The organism is Sphingobium sp. UBA5915 (genome assembly GCF_002431195.1).
Lineage (GTDB): Bacteria > Pseudomonadota > Alphaproteobacteria > Sphingomonadales > Sphingomonadaceae > Sphingobium > Sphingobium soli.
The window spans coordinates 89,172-109,450 of record NZ_DJDV01000119.1 but is presented as its reverse complement, the minus strand read 5'-3'; the positions used below and the strand labels follow the sequence as shown (position 1 = coordinate 109,450).

Annotated in this window: 22 protein-coding genes; 19 read left to right on the top strand and 3 right to left on the bottom strand. The window is 65.2% G+C overall.

Going from position 1 to position 20,279, the window contains the following annotated elements; all coding sequences use genetic code 11:
* Positions 1-3: 3 nt before the first annotated feature.
* The 3 genes from B2V90_RS20985 to B2V90_RS20975 are packed head-to-tail and all read right to left on the bottom strand — an operon-like array spanning position 4 to position 1,727.
* Positions 4-1,014, bottom strand: a complete 1,011-nt coding sequence (locus B2V90_RS20985; RefSeq protein ID WP_017499941.1) for an ImmA/IrrE family metallo-endopeptidase — start codon at positions 1,012-1,014, stop codon at positions 4-6.
* Positions 1,015-1,017: 3 nt separating this feature from the next.
* Positions 1,018-1,392: a helix-turn-helix domain-containing protein gene (locus B2V90_RS20980; protein ID WP_017499940.1), complete on the bottom strand. Its 375-nt coding sequence runs from the start codon at positions 1,390-1,392 to the stop codon at positions 1,018-1,020.
* Positions 1,389-1,727 carry a hypothetical protein gene (locus B2V90_RS20975; RefSeq protein ID WP_017499939.1) on the bottom strand — a complete coding sequence of 113 codons (339 nt, stop codon included), beginning with the start codon at positions 1,725-1,727 and terminating at the stop codon, positions 1,389-1,391. The genes B2V90_RS20980 and B2V90_RS20975 overlap by 4 nt, the downstream gene beginning before the upstream one ends.
* A 342-nt stretch (positions 1,728-2,069) precedes the next feature.
* Between B2V90_RS20975 and B2V90_RS20970 the strand changes: the two genes are divergently transcribed.
* From B2V90_RS20970 to ccoP, 19 genes are all read left to right on the top strand, one after another.
* Positions 2,070-4,097 (top strand): conjugal transfer protein TraG, encoded by a 2,028-nt coding sequence (locus B2V90_RS20970; protein ID WP_038292469.1) that lies wholly within the window; start codon positions 2,070-2,072, stop codon positions 4,095-4,097.
* 2 nt (positions 4,098-4,099) lie between these two features.
* On the top strand, positions 4,100-4,525 hold the full coding sequence (locus tag B2V90_RS20965) for a hypothetical protein (protein ID WP_017499937.1): 426 nt from the start codon (positions 4,100-4,102) through the stop codon (positions 4,523-4,525).
* Positions 4,522-5,544: a P-type conjugative transfer ATPase TrbB gene (gene trbB, locus B2V90_RS20960; RefSeq protein WP_017499936.1), complete on the top strand. Its 1,023-nt coding sequence runs from the start codon at positions 4,522-4,524 to the stop codon at positions 5,542-5,544. The genes B2V90_RS20965 and trbB overlap by 4 nt, the downstream gene beginning before the upstream one ends.
* A complete protein-coding gene (locus B2V90_RS20955; protein WP_017499935.1) occupies positions 5,541-5,894 on the top strand; it encodes a TrbC/VirB2 family protein in 354 nt (117 codons plus the stop codon). The genes trbB and B2V90_RS20955 overlap by 4 nt, the downstream gene beginning before the upstream one ends.
* Positions 5,895-5,944: 50 nt before the next feature.
* Positions 5,945-6,175: a VirB3 family type IV secretion system protein gene (locus B2V90_RS20950; RefSeq protein WP_051035683.1), complete on the top strand. Its 231-nt coding sequence runs from the start codon at positions 5,945-5,947 to the stop codon at positions 6,173-6,175.
* Positions 6,169-8,637, top strand: a complete 2,469-nt coding sequence (gene trbE, locus B2V90_RS20945) for a conjugal transfer protein TrbE (RefSeq protein WP_017499933.1) — start codon at positions 6,169-6,171, stop codon at positions 8,635-8,637. The genes B2V90_RS20950 and trbE overlap by 7 nt, the downstream gene beginning before the upstream one ends.
* Before the next feature lie 6 nt (positions 8,638-8,643).
* Entirely contained in the window at positions 8,644-9,396 is a 753-nt protein-coding gene (gene trbJ, locus B2V90_RS20940; RefSeq protein WP_017499932.1) for a P-type conjugative transfer protein TrbJ, read from the top strand.
* A gap of 136 nt (positions 9,397-9,532) precedes the next feature.
* Positions 9,533-10,840, top strand: coding sequence for a P-type conjugative transfer protein TrbL (trbL, locus tag B2V90_RS20935; RefSeq protein WP_017499931.1), 1,308 nt, complete (start codon positions 9,533-9,535; stop codon positions 10,838-10,840).
* A gap of 3 nt (positions 10,841-10,843) precedes the next feature.
* Entirely contained in the window at positions 10,844-11,686 is an 843-nt protein-coding gene (gene trbF, locus B2V90_RS20930; protein WP_026108910.1) for a conjugal transfer protein TrbF, read from the top strand.
* Positions 11,683-12,534 carry a P-type conjugative transfer protein TrbG gene (gene trbG / locus B2V90_RS20925; RefSeq protein WP_006635655.1) on the top strand — a complete coding sequence of 284 codons (852 nt, stop codon included), beginning with the start codon at positions 11,683-11,685 and terminating at the stop codon, positions 12,532-12,534. The genes trbF and trbG overlap by 4 nt, the downstream gene beginning before the upstream one ends.
* On the top strand, positions 12,531-13,769 hold the full coding sequence (locus tag B2V90_RS20920; RefSeq protein WP_017499929.1) for a TrbI/VirB10 family protein: 1,239 nt from the start codon (positions 12,531-12,533) through the stop codon (positions 13,767-13,769). The genes trbG and B2V90_RS20920 overlap by 4 nt, the downstream gene beginning before the upstream one ends.
* Positions 13,762-13,974 (top strand): DUF2274 domain-containing protein, encoded by a 213-nt coding sequence (locus B2V90_RS20915; protein ID WP_017499928.1) that lies wholly within the window; start codon positions 13,762-13,764, stop codon positions 13,972-13,974. Before B2V90_RS20920 ends, B2V90_RS20915 begins: the two co-directional genes overlap by 8 nt.
* Before the next feature lie 4 nt (positions 13,975-13,978).
* Complete coding sequence (locus tag B2V90_RS20910; RefSeq protein ID WP_051035681.1) at positions 13,979-14,212, top strand: helix-turn-helix domain-containing protein; 234 nt, start codon at positions 13,979-13,981, stop codon at positions 14,210-14,212.
* Between the two features lie 251 nt (positions 14,213-14,463).
* Positions 14,464-15,690: an NAD(P)/FAD-dependent oxidoreductase gene (locus tag B2V90_RS20905; protein WP_228220974.1), complete on the top strand. Its 1,227-nt coding sequence runs from the start codon at positions 14,464-14,466 to the stop codon at positions 15,688-15,690.
* A gap of 65 nt (positions 15,691-15,755) precedes the next feature.
* Positions 15,756-16,499: a Crp/Fnr family transcriptional regulator gene (locus B2V90_RS20900; protein WP_228220973.1), complete on the top strand. Its 744-nt coding sequence runs from the start codon at positions 15,756-15,758 to the stop codon at positions 16,497-16,499.
* A 245-nt stretch (positions 16,500-16,744) separates the two neighbouring features.
* Positions 16,745-18,403, top strand: a complete 1,659-nt coding sequence (ccoN, locus tag B2V90_RS20895) for a cytochrome-c oxidase, cbb3-type subunit I (protein WP_228220971.1) — start codon at positions 16,745-16,747, stop codon at positions 18,401-18,403.
* Between the two features lie 14 nt (positions 18,404-18,417).
* Entirely contained in the window at positions 18,418-19,182 is a 765-nt protein-coding gene (ccoO, locus tag B2V90_RS20890; protein ID WP_228220970.1) for a cytochrome-c oxidase, cbb3-type subunit II, read from the top strand.
* A complete protein-coding gene (locus B2V90_RS20885; protein ID WP_228220969.1) occupies positions 19,179-19,355 on the top strand; it encodes a cbb3-type cytochrome c oxidase subunit 3 in 177 nt (58 codons plus the stop codon). The genes ccoO and B2V90_RS20885 overlap by 4 nt, the downstream gene beginning before the upstream one ends.
* Positions 19,348-20,277: a cytochrome-c oxidase, cbb3-type subunit III gene (ccoP, locus tag B2V90_RS20880; protein WP_228220968.1), complete on the top strand. Its 930-nt coding sequence runs from the start codon at positions 19,348-19,350 to the stop codon at positions 20,275-20,277. Before B2V90_RS20885 ends, ccoP begins: the two co-directional genes overlap by 8 nt.
* The last annotated feature ends 2 nt before the right edge of the window (positions 20,278-20,279 follow it).

Here is a 20,279-nt window from a genome sequence, read left to right as displayed (position 1 = left end):
GCGTCAGGCGGCCTCGAGCAGGTGCCGCCGTTCGGCGCGCGACAGGCCCGTCTGTTCCGGGCCGGTGAGGTCGAAATCGAGCGTCAGGCTGGTGAGGGCCGGCGCAGGCTGCCACGGCCGCCGCTCGTCGAGCGACATGCGGCCGCGCCGCGGCGCATCGGGCGCCGCGGTGACACGGCGGACAACGGGACCACCGATGCCATCGCCGTCGATTGCCTCACGCTCGTCTCGAACGACGGCGAAGCCGCTGGCGATCAGTTGGTCGAGATCCCAGAGATACCCACCGCCGCTATGTTCTTCGAGCTGCAGCACGAAAAGATCATTGCGACTGCCATCGATCCGCGAGCCGGCATCGCGCTCGGTCAGCAGCCAGACGTCGCCGCGATAGTTGTCGGGCCGATAGTCCTTGAGGAGATCGACCTTCAGGCTGCGCGGCTGCGTCCGGAGCAGGTCGGTCATCACCGATGGCGAAATCAGATTGTAGCGAACCAGGGTGCGGCACGTCGCCTCATAGCTGGCGCCGATCCGCAGCGAGAGCTGATAGACGACATTGGGGCGCCGGAAATGATCGATCTGCCATCCTTGTCGCGCGCTGTGCGCGAGCACCAGCCATTTCGGCATCATGAAGGCGATCGCAAAGGCGTCGGCTTCGGTTTCCTCGAAGTTGTTTCCCGGTTCGGGCGACATCGGCATCCGGCGCAGGATGCTCTCATCGTCGAGGCTCGGCTCGTGTCGCATCGAAAAATGCCCGAGTTCGTGCGCGGCCGTGAAGCGCTGGATGCTCATCGGTCGTTCCGTCGTGACGAGAACGCCAGGAGCAGGTGCGCTGAGATAGGCGCCGAGCAGGCCTTTCAGAGGACGAAGCAGCAAGGGTAGACCCACGGCATGGATCGCGCCGAAGACATCGACGCTGCCGCCTTGGGTCTCGATCAGTGCGCGCGTATCGAGTTCGCGATGCAGGCGGCCCGCTGCCATCGTACCAGCGCGAACCGCGCTCGCATAATCCGACGCCATCGATCAGCTCCGTTCGCCGCCAGACCGCGAGCGGAGATATTCGGCAAACCGGCTCAGCTCGGCCCGGTCCTCAGTCGACAAGGCCGCAACGCGTCGCGCCAGATGGGCGACATCGGCGGGAAGGCTCGCGGAGGCCTCGTCTTCGCCGGTAAAATAGGCCACCGACTGGCGGTAAAGACGGGCAAGCCGCGTCAGTTCGATCGCTTCAACGCGGCGCTGGCCATTCTCGATATCGGTAAGCGCGGTCCGGGGAATCTTGAGATAGGCAGCAACTTCTTCCTGCTTGAGGCCGAGATATTTCCGTGCTTCGCGCAGACGGTCGCCCAAGCGCCGCCGCTCCTGCTCGTCGCCTTCCTGGCGGAGTGCGAGATTGGTCATGGCTTCGACCCTTTCTTCTTAACCCAGACGCGTTCGATCTTAGGGAGGAGGTCGTCAATCGCCTTCTCGATCGAATTGTAGCCGCCGGTGCGGACGATGCTGTCGCGAAGCTCGATGTCGAGGACCTGCTCCACCGCGCAAAGCGTGTCGACCACGGACAAGGAGTCGAGTGGCACGGGCGCCTGGATGATCTTCGGGTTTTCCGGAGGCAGGGCAATTCCGCGCACCTGTGCCTCAGCCCTGGCCACTTGCAGCAGTTCGTCGACCAACGCCCTAATGGCGTCGGCTTTGGGAAACGCGGTTGCCGCGGGCTGCGGAGGAGCGATTGTCGCCATGCATGCCTCGCACGATTTCACTACATTAAATGCGATATAATGTCTGATAATCCGACACGCAAGCCCGAATTTGCAGCTCGGATTTTTGCAGGGTGTAGCGGGTCATCGGCGGTGCGGTGTGGTGGTCAGTGCCACCTCGAGGGACAACGACAGGGCAGAATCATCAACTCGGGTCATAGCTCGATCAAAAGAACAGAGCTGGAATATTGAGTCAGTCGCCGACGAGTGATCTCCTTCGGTCACCCACCAGCCCCCAGCGGCTCCGTTCATTTCGGGCGGCCCATAGCCGAGTCTTGAAGCCGCGCCCCGACCGCATCCGGCGGTATGGGCGGGAGCTTCAACGTGACCCCGACCAAATTGCTCATCGGCCAGATCCTTGTCGTGTTCGCAATCGTGATCGCGGGCCTCTGGGCGGCGACCCAATGGGCGGCGGCGATGCTCGCCTACCAGCCCGAACTTGGTCCGGCCTGGTTCATGGCTGGAAGCACGCCGGTCTATCGTCCCTGGGCGCTCTTCCCCTGGTGGTATCACTACGATGCCTATGCGCCGCATGTTTTCGACAAGGCCGGCGCGCTCGCCGGCGCGAGCGGTTTCATCGGCTGCGGCGCGGCGATCGCAGGCTCGCTCTGGCGCGCGCGGCAGTCGCGTCACGTCACCACCTATGGTTCGGCGCGCTGGGCCAGGCCGAACGAGATCGAGCGGGCCGGCCTTTACGGTGATGCCGGCGTATTCCTGGGCCGCTCGCGCGGCCGCTATCTCCGGCATGACGGCCCCGAACATATCATGGCGTTCGCGCCAACCCGTTCGGGCAAGGGCGTCGGGCTGGTCATACCGACACTGCTTGGCTGGACCGGCAGCGCCGTGGTTCACGACATCAAGGGCGAGAACTGGCAGCTCACCGCCGGCTGGCGCGCGCGCTTCTCCCACGTCCTGCTGTTCAATCCGACCGATCCCGCTTCCGCCAAATACAACCCGCTGCTGGAGGTCCGGCGCGGCGAGCATGAGGTCCGCGACGTCCAGAACATCGCCGACATCCTGGTCGATCCCGAAGGCGCGCTCGAACGGCGCAACCACTGGGAGAAAACCTCCCATTCGCTCCTGGTCGGCGCGATCCTCCACGTCCTTTATGCGGAGGAAGAAAAGACGCTCGCACGGGTAGCCACATTCCTGTCGGACCCGCAGCGGCCGTTCACCGCCACGCTCCGGCGGATGATGACCACCAATCACCTCGGCACGAAGGATGCGCCGCAGATCCATCCCGTCGTCGCCTCGGCGGCGCGCGAGGTGCTCAACAAGAGCGAGAACGAGCGCAGCGGCGTCCTCTCCACCGCAATGTCGTTTCTCGGGCTCTATCGCGACCCGACCGTCGCCGCGGTGACATCGCGCTGCGACTGGCGGATCGCCGATCTCGTCGAGGCCGGCCATCCGGTCTCGCTCTACCTTGTCATCCCGCCATCGGACATCAGCCGCACCAAGCCGCTGGTGCGGTTGGTGCTCAACCAGATCGGCCGCCGCCTCACCGAAAAGCTCGATGCCGATCCCGCCAGGGCGGGCAAGCACAAGCTCCTGATGATGCTCGACGAGTTCCCGGCATTGGGGCGGCTCGACTTCTTCGAGACCAGTCTTGCCTTTCTCGCGGGCTATGGAGTGCGCGCCTTCCTGATCGCGCAGTCCTTGAACCAGATCGAGAAGGCTTATGGCGAGCACAACTCGATCCTCGACAACTGCCATGTCCGCGTCGCGTTTGCGACCAACGACGAGCGCACGGCGCGGCGGATTTCGGACGCGCTCGGCATCGCCACCGAACAGCGCGCGATGCGCAACTATGCCGGCCACCGGCTCGCGCCCTGGCTGGCGCACGTCATGGTCAGCCGGCAGGAGACCGCCCGGCCACTCCTGACCACCGGCGAGGTGATGCAGCTCCCGCCCAAGGATGAGCTTGTCCTTGTCTCCGGCATGGCCCCGATCCGCGCGAGGAAGCTGCGCTATTACGAGGACCGCAATTTCCGCGAGCGGATCGCACCGCCGCCGCAGCCCGCGCCCGGAGACTATCCCGACCGGCCGCAGGCACGCCCCAACGACTGGAGCGGACTGGTCCGCGCGCCCGATACCCGGCTCGGCAAGCCCGATGACGATGCGAAGGCGGATGAGGACGGCGGCTTGCAACAGCAGCGCCACCCCGGCCTCGGCGAAGAACCCGCCAAAAAACCCGAGCCGCCAAAGCAGCTCGACCTGCTCGGCCTGGACAGCGACGACACCGACACGATCGCCGACAAGCACGCGATGGACCGCGCCGGCGCCACCGGCACGCTGATCCGCGCTCACGCGATCAATCAGGGTCGCAGCGCCGACATGCTGCCGGACTTCTGACAATGGCCGCGATCAAACCCAACCGCGTCCGCTACCAGCTCTTCCTGCCCGAAGATCTGAGCCACCGCTTCGAGGCGCTGGCGAGCCAGCCCGGCGCGTCCAAATCGGCGATCCTCACCGACGCGCTCACCGCCTGGCTCAACCGGCAGGCGGCGAGCGAGCTGGAGAACAAGTTCAGCCAGCGGCTCGATCGCATGTCGCTCGCGCTGGGGCGTGTCGAGCGTGACGGGCATGTGCTGCTCGAGAGCCTGGCGCTGTTCATCCGCTATGAACTGATGGTGCAGGCCCCTTTGGCCGAAGCCGACGAAGCGGCGCGTGCGATCGGCCGAGACCGCTTCGAGGCGTTCATTGCCCGCGTCGGCGAAGCGCTCGCCAGCGGCCAGCGCACGCTTGCTGCCTCCGCGAAAGACAATGGAGGTGGGCGATGAGCGACACGCTTTTCGGCTCCGATAATTCCGCAGGGCGTCGGCGCGCGATGCTGCGCACCGCGATGGGGCCGACCATCGCCGCAGCGCTGGCCGATCCGGTGGTCATCGAGATCATGGTGAACCCGGACGGCGTGTTGCGCCTTGATCGACTCGGCGAAGGCCGGATCGATACCGGCACCAAATATGAGCCCGCGCAGGTCGAGCGGATCATCCGCCTGGTTGCCAGCCACGCACGGACAGAGGTTCATGGCAATGCGCCGATCGTGTCAGCCGAGCTGCCACCGCACGGCGAAGGCGCGGGCGAGCGGTTCGAGGGTATCCTGCCGCCGGTCAGCCTCGCGCCGTGCTTCTCGATCCGCAAGCCCGCGGCGCGCATCTACACTTTGCTCGACTATGTGCGGGACGGCATCATGCCCGCCGACACGGCGCGACTGCTGTCGATGGCCGTGGTCGAGCGCAAGAACATCCTGGTCGCGGGTGGCACCAGTTCGGGCAAGACGACGCTTGCCAACGCGCTGCTCGCCGAGATGGCGCACCTCGACGAACGCGTCATCATCATTGAAGACACGCGTGAGTTGCAATGCGCCGCGCCCGACGTGGTGGGGCTGCGCACGCGTACGATTGGCACTGCCGGAGCCGGCGGCGTCACGATGGCTGATCTTGTCCGCTCGACATTGCGGCTCCGCCCCGATCGCATCGTCGTTGGCGAGGTGCGCGGGCGCGAAGCGCTCGACATGCTCAAAGCCTGGAACACCGGGCATCCGGGCGGCATCGCAACCGTCCACGCCAATTCGGCAGTGTCGGCGCTCTACCGGCTCGAGCAGCTCGTGCAGGAAAGCGTCGTCACCGTTCCGCGCCGGCTGATCGCCGACGCCATCGACATGATCGTGTTCATCGCCGGGCGCGGCCTCGCGCGCCGCGTCGACACGATCGCGCGCGTCGCCGGCCTCGATCCCGACGGCGGCTACGCCGTCCTCGACCTTACTCCCGACCACGCCCTCGAACCCCAAGGAGAATGACCATGCGCTTGTCCCGTATTCCTGCCCGTATTCCCGATCGTCGGAGCATCTTCCTCACCGGCGCCGCCATCGGCCTCGGGCTTGCGCTCGCCGCCACCGCGCAGGCCGCCGGCTCGGGCATGCCGTGGGAGGAACCGCTTCAGCAGGTCCTCGAATCGGTCCAGGGTCCTGTCGCCAAGATCGTCGCGGTGATCATCATCATCGTCACCGGTTTGACGCTCGCGTTCGGCGAGACGGCAGGCGGGTTCCGGCGCCTCATCCAGATCATCTTCGGCCTGTCGATCGCGTTTGCGGCGTCGAGCTTCTTCCTCAGCTTCTTCAGCTTCGGCGGCGGGGCGCTCATCTCGTGAACGCGCCAAATTCCTATGGCGCCAGCCATATCGAGGGGTTCGAGGCGCCGATGCACCGCGCGCTTGCCGAGCCGATCCTGCTTGGCGGGGCGCCGCGAGCGATCGCGATCGTCAATGGTACGATCGCGGCCGCGCTCGGACTCGGTCTCCAGCAGTGGATCGCCGGGCTGGCCATGTGGGCGTTCGGGCACACTCTCGCGGTGTTCGCCGCCAAGCGCGATCCCGACTTCGCCCCGGTCCTTGTCCGCCACCTTCGCCAGAAGGGGCATCTGTCATGCTGAATCTGCGCGAATACCGTCAGAAGGCCGACCGGCTCGCCGATCATCTTCCATGGGCGGCGCTTGTCGCGCCCGGCGTGGTGCTCAACAAGGACGGCAGCTTTTTGCGCGTCCTCAGGTTCCGCGGCCCCGATCTAGAATCCGCCACCGAAGCCGAGCTTGTCGCCGCCTGCGCGCGGGCGAACAATGTCCTGAAGCGCTTCGGCTCGGGCTGGGCACTCCATTTCGAGGCCGAGCGGCGCGAAGCGCTGGGTTATCCCGACAGCAGCTTTCCCGATGCGGCGTCGTGGCTGGTCGATGAGGAACGGCGCGCGGCGTTCGAAAGCGCGGGCGCGCATTTCGAGAGCCGCTATTATCTGACGCTCACCCTCCTGCCTCCGCCCGATCAGGCGGACACGGCGGGCCGAGCGCTGATCGAGCGCAGCGACGACGCGAAGGGCCGCGACTGGCGACAAGCGCTTGCCGGCTTCATCGCCGAGACGGATCGTGCGCTTGACCTGTTCAGAGGCTTCATGCCCGAGGTGCGCGCGCTCGGCGACAGCGAAATGCTGACCTTTCTCCACGGTGCGATCTCCGCGCGCCGCCATGTCGTCGCCGTGCCCGAAACGCCCATCTATCTGGACGGGCTGCTCGCCGACACGCCGCTGACCGGCGGGCTCGAACCGATGCTCGGCGACGAGCATCTGCGGACGCTCACCATCCTCGGATTTCCGAACGCGAGCCGTCCCGGCATCCTCGACGGACTCAACCATGAGGATTTTGGCTATCGCTGGGTGACGCGCTTCATTGCGCTCGACAAGACCGACGCAACCAAAGCGCTCACTCGCCTGCGGCGGCAGTGGTTCAACAAGCGCAAGTCGATCACCGCGCTGCTGCGCGAAGTCATCTACAACCAGCCGGTCCAGCTTCTCGACAGCGATGCCGACAACAAGGTGGTCGATGCCGACCTCGCCTTGCAGGCGCTCGGCGGCGATCATGTCGCGTTCGGCTATCTGACGACGACGATCACCGTTGCCGATATCGACCGCGCCCGCGTCGAGGAAAAGGTCCGCGCGGTCGAGCGCATCGTCAACGGGCTCGGCTTCACCTGCATCCGCGAGGGCATGAATGTGGTCGAGGCGTGGCTGTCGAGCCTGCCGGGCCATGTCTATGCGAACGTCCGGCAACCGATCGTCCACACCCTGAATCTCGCGCATCTCATGCCGCTGTCCTCGGTATGGGCAGGACCGGCGCGTAATCCGCACCTCGACGGTCCGCCGCTGCTTTATGCGGAAACCAGCGGCTCGACGCCGTTCCGTCTCAGCACGCATGTCGGCGACGTCGGTCATATGCTGATCGTCGGACCCACCGGGGCCGGAAAGTCGGTGCTGCTCGCAATGCTCGCGCTTCAGTTCCGGCGATATCCAGACTCCCAGGTCTATGTCTTCGACAAGGGATTTTCGGCGCGCGCGGCCGTGCTGGCGATGGGCGGCGCGCATCACGCGCTCGGGCTTGGCGGTGAGAGCGGTCATGCCGATGACGTGGGCGGGCGAACGATCGCCTTCCAGCCGCTGCGCCACATCGATCGCTCCAACGCACGCGCCTGGGCGACCGAATGGATCGGCGCGCTGCTCGCCCATGAGAAAGTACTGGTCACACCCGAGATCAAGGAGGCCGTCTGGTCGGCGCTCACCAATCTCGCGACCGCCCCGATCGAGGAACGCACGCTCACCGGCCTGTCGCTGCTGCTGCAATCGGCACCGCTGCGATCGGCGCTCGCGCCCTATACGCTCGAAGGATCGTTCGGCCGCCTGCTCGACGCCGCCGAAGACGATCTAGCGATCGCCGACGTGCAGTGCTTCGAGACTGAAGCGCTGATGGGGCAGGCGGGCGTCGTTGCGCCCGTGCTGACCTACCTGTTCCATCGTCTCGAGGAGCGCTTCACCGGGCGGCCGACGCTTCTCGTACTGGATGAAGCCTGGGTGTTCCTCGACCACCCGCTGTTCGCCGCGCGCATCCGTGAGTGGCTGAAGGTGCTGCGCAAGAAGAACGTCAGCGTCGTGTTCGCGACACAGAGCCTAGCCGATATCGCCGACAGCACGATCGCGCCGGCCATCATCGAAAGCTGTCCGCAGCGCATCTTGCTGCCCAATGATCGGGCGATCGAGCCGCAGGGCCAGACGGTCTACGTCCGCTTCGGTCTCAACGCGCGCCAGATCGAACTGGTCAGCCGCGCGACGCCCAAGCGGCAATATTATCTGCAATCAGCGCGCGGCAACCGGCTGTTCGAGCTTGGGCTAGGCCCGATCGCGCTGGCGTTGTGCGGCGCGTCCGATCCCGACAGCCAGAAGCGCATAGACGCGGTGCTGGCCGAAAAGGGCCAGGCCGACTTCGCCGCGACCTTTCTCTCCCAAGCCGGCCTCGATTGGGCGGCCGACCTGCTTGGGCGTCACCCTGCCGCCCGCCCCCCAGAAGACAAGGAGTAATTTCCCGTGCCCCGTATCCCTATCCGCAAATATGCGTGCCTCTCCGCTCTCGCGCTCGGCGCCGTCGGCTCGCTCGGTATCGGCATCGCGTTGACCTCGACGCCCGTCGCGGCCCAGCTCAGTGTGTTCGATCCATCGAACTATTCGCAAAACCTGCTCACCGCCGCGCGCACGCTTGCCCAGATCAACAACCAGATCCAGAGTCTCCAGAACGAAGCGCAGATGCTGATCAACCAGGGCAAGAACCTGTCCCGGATCGATTTCCCGCAACTTCAGGAGCTTCGCCAGCGCCTCCAGCAGATCGACCAGCTCATGGGCCAGGCGCAGGGCGTCGACTTCCGCATCGATCAGCTCGACGAGCGCTTCCGCCAGCTCTACCCGCAGGAGTTCGATCAGGTGTTCCGCCGCGATCAGCGTGTGGCTCGCGCACGCGATCAACTCGATACCGCGATGTCCGCGTTTCGCCAGACGATGGGGGTCCAGAACCGCATCGTCGACAACGTACGGAGCGACACGCAGGCGCTCGCCGACATCGTCGCGCGCAGCCAGGGCGCGGAAGGCTCGCTTCAGGCGCAGCAGGCCACGAACCAGCTTCTCGCGCTCACCGCCAAGCAGCAGCTCCAGCTTCAGCAAATGATGGCGGCGCAGTTCCGGGCGGAATCGGTCGAGCAGGCGCAGCGGGGCCAGATCGCGCGCGAGGCACGCGAGTCGACGCGCCGCTTCCTCGGCGACGGCAAGGCTTACACGCCACGCCAATGAGCTGAGGCAGGCGAGGACCGCGCCCCCAGCTCCCCCCGGGTCCGAACCTGTCTCGTCGCGGGGGCCGTAGGGCTTGCCCCTCTCATGGCCGCCGGTCCCCGCGACACCTTTCAACTTCAAGCAGGAACCCGCCCATATGGATGACCTGAATGTCATCGATCAGTTCATGGAGGCCTTCGCCTCCTACATCGACAGCGGGTTCGGCCTGTTGGGCGGTGACGTCGGTTTCCTGACCACGATCCTGATCGGCATCGACATCACGCTCGCCGGGCTGTTCTGGGCGCTCGGCGGCGAAGACGACGTCATCGCCAAGTTCCTCAAAAAGATCCTCTATGTCGGCGTCTTCGCCCTGATCCTCAACAGCTTCTCGACACTGTCCGATATCATCTTTCGCAGCTTCGCCGGCCTCGGCCTCACCGCAGGGGGCAGCGCGATTACGGCTGACGATTTATTGCGACCCGGCAAGCTGGCCGGGACCGGCTTCGAGGCAGCATGGCCGCTCCTCGAGCAGGCGAAGGAGTTGGTTGGCCCGATCGCCTTCTTCGACAATTTCATCGAGATCGCCGTGCTGGTGATCGCCTGGGTCGTCGTCATCGCCGCCTTTTTCATCCTCGCGATCCAGCTTTTCATCACAATCCTCGAATTCAAGCTTACTTCGCTCGCCGGCTTCGTGCTCGTGCCCTTTGCGCTGTGGAACCGCACGTCGTTCCTCGCCGAACGGGTGCTCGGGAACGTCGTCAGTTCGGGCATCAAGGTCATGGTGCTCGCGGTCATCGTCGGCATCGGCTCTAACTATTTCGCCGACTTCACCAGTGCGATCACCGGCGACGAGGTGTCGATCGAACAGGCCGTGTCGCTGATGCTCGCGAGCCTCGCGATCTTTGGCCTCTCCATCTTCGGCCCGGGAATCGCATCCGGCCTCGTCGCCGGCGCGCCGCAGCTCGGCGCCGGATCGGTGATCGCCACTACCGTGCTTGCCGGCGGAGGTCTTGCGATGGCAGGCGCTGGCGCCGTCGGCGCGGCACGCGGTCTCGCGGGGGCCGGTCTCGGCGCGATCCGCGCCGGTACATCGATGGGGTCTGCCGCATCCACTGCCTACAAGCTCGGGCAGGAAACCTCGGGCTCGACCAGCGTCGGCGCGGGCCTCGGCGGCGTTGCGACCGCCATGCGCGGCGCGGCTGCCAACCGGATGAGCGGCGGTCTCGGCGTTAGCGCTGCCGCCGATCGTGGGCAGCGCGCCGCATGGGAAGCAGGAAGCACCCGTGCCGGCGGCGCCGCCCCCGCAGCCGCGCCGATAGGCGCAGCTGAAGGAACACCCGCCTGGGCGCAGAAGCTTCATGCCAGCCAGAATGCTCGCCACCGCCGCCAGATGGCGATCCACGCAATCCAGGGCGGCGACCGCGGCGGCGCTGGCGCCACTCCAGACATCAAGGAAAGGGACTGAGCGATGAAATTTCGACGCGCATTGCAGCGCTATGGGCGAACGCCCGAACCCGAGACACCCTACCAACGAGCGGGCCAGCTTTGGGATGAGCGTATCGGCTCGGCTCGCGCACAGGCGAAGAACTGGCGGCTGATGGCCTTCGGCGGCCTGTTCCTGACCACTGGTCTGTCGGGCGCGCTGGTCTGGCAATCGATGCAAAGCCGCGTCGTGCCCTATGTGGTCGAGGTCGATGCACTCGGGCAAGCACAGGCCGTCGCGCCTGCCGCCAAGGACTATCGGCCGACCGATCCGCAGATCGCATGGTTCCTCGGCCGGTTCATCACCGGCGTTCGAGCGCGCTCGCTCGATCCGGTATTGATGCGTGAAAACTGGCTATCAGCCTATGATTTCGCGACCGAACGTGCGTCACTGTTCCTCGGCGAATATGCCCGCACCTCCAATCCGTTCGCCGATGTCGGGCGCAAGACGGTTTCGGTGCAGGTGACGAGCGTCGTCCGCGCGTCGGATACGAGCTTCCAGGTCAAATGGACCGAGCAGCAATATGAGCGGGGAAGCCTCGCCAGCACGTCACGCTGGACGGCGATGCTCACGGTGAAGATCAAGCCGCCGCGCTTGGCCGATGTGCTCCGAAAAAACCCGCTCGGTCTCTATGTTGACGCGATCGACTGGAGCCGCGAACTGGAAACGCCTCAGGACCGGCCGCCTTCGCCGCAACCATCGGCCGTGCCCGATCCCGCACAATCACTCCCGGTCGCGCCGCCCACCGACATTCCGCTGGGCTCGCCGCTCGATCCGACCCTTGCTCAACCCGCAGCCGCACCATCCCCCGAAAGGACCGACCAATGATCCGTGCCCTCATCCTGGCGGCGAGCGCGATGGCGCTTGCCATGGGCGTCGCTGCGCAGAGCCGCGAACCCGCGTCACCCACCGCGCGCGTCACTGCCGCCAACCGGGCGGCACTGCGCGAGCCGTCGAGCGCGGGATATATATATGCCGTCCAGGTCTATCCCTGGGCGGAAGGCGTGCTCTACCGGCTCTATGCCGCGCCCGAGCGCATCACCGACATTGCCTTGCAGCCGGGCGAAACGATTGTGTCCGTCGCCGCCGGCGACACCGTGCGCTGGACTGTCGGCGATACCACCAGCGGCATCGGCGAAAGCAAGCGCGTGCACATCCTCGTCAAGCCGTTTTCGGCGGGCCTACGCACAAACCTTGTCATTGCTACCGATCGCCGGACCTACCATCTCCAGCTCGAAAGCACGCCCGCGACCGCGATGGCGGCGATCTCCTGGACCTATCCACATGACGAGCTGATCGCGCTCCGGCGTCAGCGCGATGCAGCCGTGGCGGCGACGCCGATCGCGTCGGGCCTCTCGGTCGAAAGCCTCAACTTCAACTATGCGATCTCGGGCGACAAGCCGGCCTGGCGGCCGCTGCGCGCGTTCGACGATGGGCGGCAGACCTACATCGAGTTCTCGCCTGCGATCGCCGTGGGTGAGGCGCCCCCGCTGTTCGTGATTGGCGAGGATGGCGAGGCCCAGCTCGTCAACTATCGCGTCGCCGGCCGCTATTATGTGGTCGACCGCCTGTTCGGTGTCGCCGAGCTGCGCCTTGGCGGCAAGAAACAGCAGATTGTCCGTATCACCGCCGCCCAGCCGAAGAGCCGGCAGCGCAAGGCCGGGAGGGGCGCGTGACCGATCCAACCGCTTCTTCCGCGCCGATCGCGGCGCCCAAAGCCGACCCCGAAACGCTCGTTCTGCGCGCGGCGCCGGGCCGCGTCACCCGTTTTCGCCGCGGTGCGATCGTCGCCATCGCTGCCGCCGGCTCGACCGCGATCATCGGCGTCGCCTGGCTGGCGCTCAAGCCCGCGACCCTGAGCCTGATCGCACGAAGCGATGAAAAGCTGGTTGGCGCGAAGGCGCCGCCTGATGCGCTCGCGGGCGCGCCGACGAGCTATGGCGACGTGCCGAAGCTCGGGCTACCGCTTCCCGGTGATCTCGGGCGGCCGATCCTCGAGCGCCAGCGGCAGCTTGGCGGGATGGTTCCCCCTGACCCCGCTGCCGATGCGGTGAGCCGGGCCGCGCAGGAAGCCGAAGCCGAGCGCCAGCGCATCGCCGCTGAGCAGAAGGCCGCACGCGAGTCTGGCGTCATGCTGCAATTGGCGGGCGGCGGTCGCGCCGCCGCCCCTGCACCGGTGACTACCGATGCAAGTGTTCCGCCAGCATCGGCCGAGACTGCCAAGCCGCTCCTCGACCCTGACCGAGATCCTAACGCCCAGGGGCGCAAGAACGAATTGGTCGGCCACGCCAATCGCGACGACGACATCAATCCGCACGCGCTGGCGCAGTCCGTATCGCCTTGGACCTTGCAGGCCGGCAGCATCATTGCCGCGAGCCTCATAACCGGGCTCAACTCGGATCTTCCCGGGCTCGTCACCGCGCAGATCACGGAGAACGTCTATGACAGTGTGACCGGGCGCGGTCTGCTCATTCCGCAAGGATCGCGGCTGATCGGCAGCTACGACAGCGTTGTAGCGTTTGGGCAGAGCCGTGCGCTGGTCGTCTGGCAGCGGATTATCCTGCCCGACGGCTCGTCGATTCGTATCGACAATGTGCCGGCGACCGATACGCAGGGCTATGCGGGTCTGTCCGACCGGATCGACCGGCATACTTGGCAACTTCTGAAGGGCGTCGCCCTGTCGACACTGCTGGGCGTCGGCACTGAATTGAGCTTCGGCAGCACCGAAAGCGACCTTGTCCGGGCGATCCGCGAGTCAGCGCAGCAGAGCGGCGCGCGCGCCGGCGATCAGCTCGTCACGCGCAATCTCAATATCCAGCCGACCTTGCGCGTGCGTCCCGGCTGGCCGCTACGGGTGGTCGTGCACAAAGACATCATATTGCCCGGACCCTGGGGAGGCCGTCATGGCTGATTTGAAGCTGCCAAGGCTGCCCGATCGGACGCCGGCTAAGATCACGATCAACGTCATGCCGGATCTCATCGAAGCGCTGAACGACTACGCCGAGGCCTATGAGGCGGCCTACGGCCGACGCGAGTCCGTACCGGACCTCATTCCATTCATGCTTAGCGGCTTCCTGGCGAGCGACCGCTCGTTCAGCCGGGCACGTAAGAAATAGTCCGATGTCGGCCCGGCAGCCTGCAACGAATGGCGACGACGCGCCCCCGATTGGGCCGATAAGCGTTCGCATTCCCGACGCAGTACGGATGACGGGGCTCAGCAAATCCAAGATCTACCAGCTCATCGCTTCCGGCGACATCGAGGCAGCCAAGGTCGGCCGTGCAACCGTGGTGTTTGTCGATAGTCTGCGGTCCTTTCTGCGATCACACTGTAAACAGCCGCGTTCTCGGGCGTAGCAGGGATCGCGCATGTCGGCCTGTCGATATTTCGGCACGGCCTGTCGCGAAGGGGTAAAATTGGGGGTGGATTGAGCGGAATTATCGGCACGACGATCAAGAACGTTGTTATAAATCAGTATCTTATGTTTTTCGTGTGAATCCCTCCTCCGCTACCATTTTCCCTGTCCATTCGGATATCGCCTTGCCTCCGCTGGCAAAGCGCGCCAATCACCCCCACAAAAGGCGGCAAGGTGAAGAGGATTGCGGGCATGAGCCTTTATGACGTTCTGATCGTGGGTGCGGGCCATGCCGGCGCCCAGGCGGCGATTTCGCTGCGGCAATTGGGGTTTGAAGGGTCGATCGGCATGATCGGCGACGAAAAGGACCCGCCTTATGAGCGTCCGCCGCTGTCCAAGGAATATTTCGCTGGCGACAAGCCGTTCGAGCGCATCCTGATCCGCCCCGCCGCCTTCTGGGAAGAGCGCAAGATTGACATGCTGCTGGGCAAGCGGGCGAAGAGCGTCGATCCTGCGGGCAAGTTTGTGACCGTGGGGGATAAGGAGATCGGCTATGACAAGCTGATCTGGTGCACGGGCGGCAGCCCGCGCATGCTGACCTGCAATGGCGCGGATGCCGATAACGTCCACGCCGTGCGCCGCCGCGCCGATGTCGACGCGATGATGGCCAAGATGGACAGCGTCCGGCATGTGACCATCATCGGGGGCGGTTATATCGGGCTGGAAGCGGCGGCTGTGCTTACCAAGTTTGGCAAGACGGTCGTGTTGCTCGAAGCGCTGGACCGGGTGCTGGCGCGCGTTGCGGGCGAGCCGCTGTCGCGCTTTTACGAGGCGGAACACCGCACCCATGGCGTCGACCTGCGCACCGGCGCGCAGATGGATTGCATCGAGGTGGCCGACGGCAAGGCCACGGCCGTGCTGATGGCCGATGGCGAACGGATCGAGACCGACATGGTGATCGTTGGCATCGGCATCGTGCCGGAAACCGGCCCGCTGATCGCGGCGGGCGCGGTTGGCGGCAATGGCGTCGATGTCGATGAATATTGCCGCACATCGCTGCCTGACGTTTATGCGATCGGCGACTGCGCCGCGCATGCCAACCGTTTTGCGGGCGGCGCGACGATGCGGCTGGAATCGGTGCAGAACGCCAATGACCAGGCCAAGACTGCCGTCGCGCACATTGTCGGAAAAGGCGAGCCCTATAATGCCGTGCCCTGGTTCTGGTCGAACCAATATGATCTGAAGCTCCAGACCGTGGGCCTTTCCACCGGTTTCGACGAGGTGGTGGTGCGCGGCGATCCTGACAGCCGAAGTTTTTCCGTGGTGTATCTGAAGGGCGGCAAGGTGATCGCGCTCGATTGCGTCAATGCGGTCAAGGATTATGTCCAGGGCCGCGCCCATGTCCTGTCCGGGGCGGCGTTGGATATGCAGCAACTGGCCGACCCGGCCATTCCGCTGAAGGAAGTGGGGCTGGCCTGACGGCGCCGCCTGCATAGGGACGATTACGGATAGGGCGCGACCTGCCGCTGCGTCATGCAGCAGCCATGGATATGCGATTTGACCTGGCGCAAAATGGCGCCGCGCCCGCCGCCCTTCGGCTCCGTCCGATTGACGCCTGCACCATCTGCCTGGTGCGCGACGCGGCGATCTGCGCCGACCTGTGCGACGCGGATCGTGCGGCCTTGAGCCGGATCGGGCGGCGCGTGTCGGTGAAGGCCGGGCAAACGGTGATGTGGGAAGGCGACGACAGCAGCATCGTCGCCAATGTCATCGAAGGCACGCTCAAGCTGTCCACATCGACCGGAGGCGGGCGCGAACAGATTGTCGGCGTGGTCTATCCATCGGATTTCATCGGCCGGCCTTTCGGCGCGCGCACGCCGCACAGCGTCACGGCGCTAACGGACGCGCGGCTGTGTCTTTTTCCGCGCGGCAGCTTCGATGGCTTTGCGACAGGTCATGGGGCGTTGCAGCACCGCTTGTTGCAACGCACGCTCGACGAGCTCGACCGCACCCGCGCCTGGATGCTGTTGCTAGGCCGAAAGAGCGCGCGGGAAAAGGTCGCGACATTCCTGATCGACATCGGGCGGCGATTGCACGGTGATCGCGATGGCGTGATCGCGCTGCCCTTGTCGCGCCAGCAGATTGCCGATGTGCTGGGACTGACGATCGAGACCGTATCGCGTCAGATGACGGACATGAAGCGGCAGGGGCTGATCGACCTGGTCGGGCGCAGGGGCGTACGGCTGGTGGATGAGGCCGCATTGGAGCGCCTCGCCGAAATTTCCTGAGCCGCCCGTCATCGACAAGCCTGTTTTGACGCAGCCGCCATCGCACGACATTCGAACGGGCGCGTGGAGCAGCCCCCTCGCACGGCAGAAGCCGCGGGATTGGGGAGCTTCGCCACTGCCACCAGGCGCCTACGCACTTTCCCGTAAAGACCCGCTTTCCTGCATTTGACACAGCAATCCCAGGACACGCCGCGTGCTTTTTCTGACGGGCGGCGCGGACCGGGACGTGAAGCGGGGAAAGGTCCATGGATAGACTGGTTTTGCGGACGGGAGGCTGGTTCGCGCTGGCCCTGGTCGCCTTTGCAGCGATGCTGGGTGCGCGCGATGGGGGCTTTGCCGTTCATATGGGCATTGTCAGCCTGGTCGCGCTGGGGCTGGCGATTATCGCCATGCGCCGGGCCGATTATGCAGCCGTTGCCCGCGGCCTGCTGAAGATGCCGGCCGATCAGGGGCGCTATTATGACGATGTGATCCGCTGGGGCGTGATTGCCACGGTATTCTGGGCGCTGGCGGGGTTTCTCGCCGGACTCTATATCGCGTTGCAACTCGCCTTTCCGGCGCTCAATCTGGGTCTGGAATATACCAGCTTCGGCCGGCTGCGGCCGCTGCACACATCGGCGGTGATCTTTGCCTTTGGCGGCAACGCCCTCATCGCCACCAGCTTCTATGTGGTGCAGCGCACTTGTCGCGCGCGACTGTTCGCGCCCAAACTGGCCGACTTCGTCTTCTGGGGCTATCAGCTGTTCATCGTGCTGGCCGCGACCGGCTATCTGATGGGCATTACCGAAGGCAAGGAATATGCCGAGCCCGAATGGTATGTCGACCTGTGGCTGACGATCGTCTGGGTCGCCTATTTGGTCGTGTTCGGCGGCACCATCGTCAAACGGTCCGAACCGCACATCTACGTCGCCAACTGGTTCTACCTGGCGTTCATCCTGACGATCGCGATGCTGCACATCGTCAACAACCTGTCGATGCCGGTCAGCCTGCTGGGGTCCAAAAGCTATGCCGCCTTTGCCGGCGTGCAGGATGCGCTGACCCAATGGTGGTACGGCCATAATGCGGTCGGCTTCTTCCTGACCGCCGGCTTCCTGGCCATGATGTATTATTTCGTGCCCAAACAGGCGCAGCGGCCGGTTTACAGCTATCGCCTGTCGATCATCCATTTCTGGTCGCTGATCTTCCTCTACATCTGGGCGGGGCCGCACCATCTGCACTACACCGCGCTGCCCGACTGGGCGCAGACGCTGGGCATGGTGTTTTCGATCATGCTGTGGATGCCGAGCTGGGGCGGGATGATCAACGGCCTGATGACGCTCAACGGCGCCTGGGACAAGATCCGCACCGATCCGATCATCCGTATGATGGTGATGGCGCTGGCCTTCTACGGCATGTCCACCTTCGAAGGGCCGATGATGTCGGTCAAGGCGGTCAACAGCCTGTCCCATTATACCGACTGGACCATCGGCCATGTACATTCGGGCGCACTCGGCTGGAACGGCATGATCACCTTCGCCTGCCTCTATTATCTGGCGCCGCGCCTGTGGAAGCGCGAGCGGCTCTACAGCCTGCGGCTGGTCAACTGGCACTTCTGGCTCGCGACCGTGGGTATCGTCCTTTACGCCGCGTCGATGTGGGTGGCGGGCATCATGCAAGGGCTGATGTGGCGCGAATATGGGGCCGACGGCTACCTGGTCTACGCCTTTTCCGAAGTCGTGAGCGCGATGTGGCCCATGTATCTGATCCGCGCGGCGGGCGGGCTGCTCTATCTGAGCGGGGCCATCATCATGGCCTGGAATATCGGCCGCACCATCGCGGGCAGCCCGCTGCGGCAAGAAAAGCCGATGCACGACGCGTCGCACGACATGGCGGCCGACAAGCCGCTGATCGCCCGCCCGGCCTGAAGGGGAAACAGGACATGGCTTCCAAATTTTTCAACCATGGCACGCTGGAGCGGAACGTGTCCCTGCTGGGCATTGCCGCTTTGATCACCGTTGCCATCGGCGGCATCGTGGAGATCGCGCCGCTCTTCTGGATCGACAACACGATCGAGAAGGTGGAGGGCATGCGCCCCTATACGCCGCTGGAGCTGGCCGGGCGCAACATCTACATCCGCGAAGGCTGCTATAACTGCCACAGCCAGATGATCCGCCCCTTTCGCGACGAGGTGGAACGCTATGGGCATTACAGCCTGGCCGCCGAGAGCATGTATGATCACCCGTTCCAATGGGGGTCGAAGCGCACCGGGCCGGACCTGGCGCGGGTGGGCGGCCGCTATTCCGACGAATGGCATGTCCAGCATCTGAAGGACCCCCGCGCGGTGGTGCCCGAATCCATCATGCCGACCTATCCCTTCCTCGCCGAGCGCGACCTCAAGCCCGGGGACATGCGCGCCGACCTCAAGGCCCTGACGCGGGTGGGCGTTCCCTACAGCGACGCCGACATCAGCAAGGCGAATGACGATCTGGCCGCGCAGGCCGATCCCGATACCGACACGACCGACCTGCTCAAACGCTATCCCAAGGCGCAGGCGCGCGATTTCGACGGTGATCCGAGCCGCCTGACCGAGATGGACGCGCTGGTCGCCTATCTCCAGATGATCGGCACGCTGGTCGATGTCGATGCCGCCCGACCCCAGGAATCCCTGCCGGGTCAGGTCGCGCCGAAGGAGGAAGGGCGATGAGCTACGACGCGCTGCGCCATTTCGCGGACAGCTGGGGGCTGGTGTTCATGGGGGCGACCTATGGGCTGCTGATCGGGTGGCATTTCCTGCCGCACGGGCGACAACACAGCCATCGCGCCGCGACGATGATCTTCGAAAGCGAAAGTGAAGCGACGGAGGCCGAACATGGCTGACGAACCGACAAAAGCCGTCGATGCCGCGACCGGCACGCCCTTCAAGGGGCATGAATGGGACGGTATCCGCGAACTGGACACGCCGTTGCCGCGCTGGTGGCTGTGGACCTTCTACGCGACGATCCTCTTCGCGATCGGCTACACCATCGCCTATCCCGCCTGGCCCATGATCGACAGCGCCACGCGCGGGATGCTGGGATGGTCGAGTCGGGGGGCGCTGGCGAGCGAGCTGGCCGCGCGGGATGCGCAACTGGCACCTGTGCATCAGGCGATCGCCGCCACCACCATCGAGAAGCTGGCCGGTCGGCCGGAATTGATGCGCGTTGCGGTCGAAGGCGGTCGGGCGGCGTTCAAGGTGCATTGCGTCCAATGCCATGGGGCGGGGGCGGCCGGATCGAACGGCTATCCCAATCTCAACGATGACGACTGGCTGTGGGGCGGCGATCTCGCCACCATTGAGAAGACGATCACCGATGGCATCCGCAACCCCGACCATGCCGACACGCGCCAGTCGATCATGCCGGCATTTGGCCGCGACCAGTTGCTGACGCCCCAGCAGGTGGATGATGTCGTCGCGCATGTTCGCGTCATCAGCCACCAGGGCAAGCCGAACGACGCAGCGCGTCGGGGCGCGCAGCTGTTCGCTGACAATTGCGCGGTCTGCCATGGTGCGGGCGGCACGGGCAGCCGCGAACTGGGCGCGCCCAATCTGACGGACGGCATATGGCTGTATGGCGGCGATGCAGACACGATCCGGCAGACCATATGGAACAGCCGCCAGGGGGTCATGCCGCGCTGGAACGACAAGTTGGACAAGGCGACGATCCGGATGCTGGCGGCCTATGTGCACAGCCTGGGTGGCGGCGAAGCCCTGCCAGCGGCCGCCCCAGCCCCTGCGGACAACGCCGCCGCCCAACCCTGAAG